The sequence below is a fragment of the Paraconexibacter sp. genome (assembly GCF_041602235.1).
Classification (GTDB): Bacteria; Actinomycetota; Thermoleophilia; order Solirubrobacterales; family Solirubrobacteraceae; genus Paraconexibacter.
On the sequence record NZ_JBFIGP010000356.1, the window covers coordinates 1 to 3,345 of the forward strand.

3 protein-coding genes are annotated in these 3,345 nt (G+C 69.8%); all 3 read right to left on the reverse strand.

Translation table 11 applies throughout. The annotated features are described in order from the left end of the window. Window positions 1–521, reverse strand: a 521-nt coding sequence (locus tag ABYE80_RS18765; RefSeq protein ID WP_372791842.1) for an SDR family NAD(P)-dependent oxidoreductase, incomplete at its 3' end; no start/stop codon positions are given. 5 nt (window positions 522–526) lie between these two features. Continuing rightward, the gene (locus ABYE80_RS18770) at window positions 527–1,699 is read right to left on the reverse strand and encodes a thiolase family protein (RefSeq protein WP_372791843.1); all 1,173 of its coding nucleotides are present in this window, start codon (window positions 1,697–1,699) and stop codon (window positions 527–529) included. 9 nt (window positions 1,700–1,708) lie between these two features. Further along, the gene (locus ABYE80_RS18775; protein ID WP_372791844.1) at window positions 1,709–3,268 is read right to left on the reverse strand and encodes an AMP-binding protein; all 1,560 of its coding nucleotides are present in this window, start codon (window positions 3,266–3,268) and stop codon (window positions 1,709–1,711) included. Window positions 3,269–3,345: the final 77 nt, after the last annotated feature.

Consider the following 3,345-nt stretch of genomic DNA (forward strand, 5'->3'; position numbering starts at 1 on the left):
CCCATCTCGCAGCGCATCGCGTTGGCCAGCGCTTCGACACCGGCCTTCGTCGCGGCGTAGACGGCGTGCAGCGGCACATGGACCAGCGCAGCCGCCGAAGCGATCGGCAGGAGATAGCCGCGTCGTTCGATCACGTACGGAGCCGTGACGCGCAGCGTGTCGATGACCCCGCCGAGGTTGACGTCGATCATCAGCTGCTGCTGTGCCCGATCGCCCCCGAGGAACGGGCCGAGCAGGCCCAGACCGGCGTTCGGGATGCTCACGTCGATCCCGCCGAAGTGCCGGGCCGTGTCCGCGGCAGCACGGCGCAGGTCCTCGACCTCACGAACGTCCGCGGTCAGTCCGATCGCCCGGTCGCCGAGGCCGGCGGCAGCCGCCTCGACCTCGTCGGAGAGCACGTCGACGAGGGCGACGTTGTGTCCGCCGGCGACCAGCTGACGTGCTGTCTCGAGTCCGATCCCCCTGGCCCCGCCGGTGATGAACACCGTCTTCTTGCGGTTCTTCCATTCGCGTGATGCCATGGTTCCTACCTTCCGAGGATCGTGATGGTGGCCGCGGCGGGGGCCTTCCCGGCCCAACCGCCGCCGTTCTCGGCGAGGGCGATCTTCGCGCCCTGCACCTGCCGCTCGCCGCAGCGACCGCGGAGCTGGTCGACCAGCTCGGTGAGCTGCGCGCAACCTGTCGCCCCGACCGGATGCCCGCGGCTCAGCAGTCCGCCGCTGGGGTTGATGGGGAACTCGCCGTCGATCGCGGTGCCCCCGCGCCGCAGCAGCGCAGGACCCTCACCCGGAGCGGCGATGCCGATCTCCTCGCTGACGATGAGCTCGGCGGGCGCGGCGGCGTCGTGGACCTCGATGACGTCGAGGTCCTGCGGACCGATCCCGGCCTTCGCGTACGCCGCCCGTGCGGCCTGCACGACCGGCGAGTCCTCGCCGTCGCGATCGGTGACGCCCGATCGCAGTTCCGCCGCCAGGACGCGCACGGGGTCGGCCTCGAGCCGCTCGAGCCCCTTGGCCGAGGCGACGATCACGGCTGACGCTCCGTCGCCGATCGGCGAGCACATCAGCAGCCGCAGGGGATCGTCGATCGTCCGGCTCGCCATGACCTCCTCCACCGTGAGCGGGTCGCGGTACTGGGCGTTGGGGTTGAGCGCCCCGTTCGCGTGGCTCTTCACGGAGATCGCCGCGAAGTCCTCGGGCGTCGCCCCCGACCGCGACATGTAGTCCTTGGTCATCTCGGCGTAGACGCCCATGAACGCCGACTGGTTGCTCGTGCCGTCGGGACCGCCGTATCGCTCGACGTCCCAGCCGCCCTGGAAGACCGAGAAGGTCTTGGCGCGGTCCGGGTTGCTGAGCTTCTCCGCCCCGATCGCGATGGCCACGTCGGCACCGCTGGACTGGATCGCCATGACCGCGAGGTGGACGGCCGTCGAGCCGGACGCGCACGCGTTCTCGCAGTTGAAGATCGGCTTGCCCTGCAGTCCGGTGCCGTCGAGGGCGACCTGGCCGCGGATGCACTCCTGACCGGTGAGGATGCCCTCGGCAGCGTTGCCGAAGAAGACCATGTCGATCTCGTCCGGCGTGGCGCCCGCGTCGGCCAGCACGCCGGTGACGGCATCGGCAGCGAGGCTTCTGAGGCTGTGCTGCTCGAACTTCCCGAACGGGGTGACGAACGCCCCCGCGATGAATACGTCTCGCATCGTCGGCTCCTAGTTGACGGCGCGCTCGCGATCGGACCAGTACTGGCTCCGCAGCGCCTTCTTGTCGTGTTTGCCGACCGAGGTCAGCGGGATGGCGTCGACGATGTCGACGGTCTTCGGGGCCATGACGCTGCTCTTGCGCTCCTTGACCAGGGCGATCAGCTCGGCGGGGTCGGGCGTGCAACCGTCGGCGGCGACGACGACGGCCTTCACGGCCTCCCCCCACTTCTCGTCGGGGACCCCGATGACGCAGACGTCCGCGACGGCCGGGTGCGAGAACAGCACCTGCTCGACCTCCTTGGGGTAGACGTTGAAGCCCCCCGTGATGATCATGTCCTTCGTGCGGTCGACGATGTAGACGTACCCCTCGTGATCGCGGCGGCCGAGGTCACCGGTGCACAGCCAGCCGTCGCGGATCGTCTCCGCGGTCTCCTGCGGCTTGGCGTTGTACCCCAGCGTCACGTGCGGGCCGCGGACGATGATCTCGCCGACCTCCCCGACCGGCACCTCCTCGAGGTTCTCGTCGGCGATGCGCACCTCGGCGATCACGACGGGGCGTCCGCAGGAGGTCAGGATCTCGGGACGTTCCCGGGCCCGCAGGTGGTCGGCCTTCGTCAACGCGGTGATCTGGGCGGGGGCCTCGGTCTGTCCGTAGGCCTGGATGAAGATCGGGCCGAAGGTCTCGAGGGCCTGCTCCAGCCGCTCCTTGCCCATGGGCGCCGCCCCGTAGGTGATCGTGCGGAGGCTCGAGAGGTCCCGGTCGGTGATCCCCGGCACCTCGAGCAGCACGTAGATCATCGTCGGCACCATCAAGGTGCTCGTGACCCGCTCGCGTTCGATCGTGTCGAGCAGCAGGTTCGGGTCGAATCCCGGGAGCAGGATGTTCGTGCCGCCTCGCATCCACACGGGCAGGAAGTACACGAGGCCCGAGTGGGTCAACGGGGCGCAGTGCACGTGGCGTTCACCGGGCCGCACGTCGAGCTCGAGCGCGCACGAGGTCAGTGCCGTCAAGAACGTGCGGTGGCTGTGCAGGGCGCCCTTCGGGAACCCGGTCGTGCCGCCCGTGTACTGGATCCAGCACTCGGCCTCCGTGTCGACGTCGGGTGCGCCTGCCGCGCCGGACTCTCCAGCGGTCAGGTCCGCCAGCAGGTGACCGCCCTCGGGGACGTCGCCCGCGTCGGTGGCGATCCCGAACTCCACCTCCACCTGGTCGAGGATCGCCAGCCCGCGCTCCGCGGTCGCGCCGTTGAAGGCCAGGGCGCGCGCCCCGGAGTCCTTGACCATGTACACGTGGTCGTCGAGCTGCAGCTTGGCGTTCAGCGGAACGATCGTGAGCCCGGCCCACAGGGCGCCGTACATCATGTTCACGAGGTCGATCGAGTCCGACATGACGAACGCGACCCGGTCGCCCGGCGCCAGGCCGAGCCCGAGCAGCGCGCGCCCGGTGCGACGCACGCCGTCCATCACCTCCGCATAGGACAGGCGCACATCGCCCTGGACGAGCGCTTCCTGATCGGCGAAGTTCGAGGCGCAGGCATCCAGGACGCTGCCGTAGGACCTTCCGTACATGGTGTCTCTCTCCCGTTCGGTTCTCTCGAGGTTCAGCGCTGCGGGCCGTTGCGCTCGCCGGCCGAGCGCAGGACGGC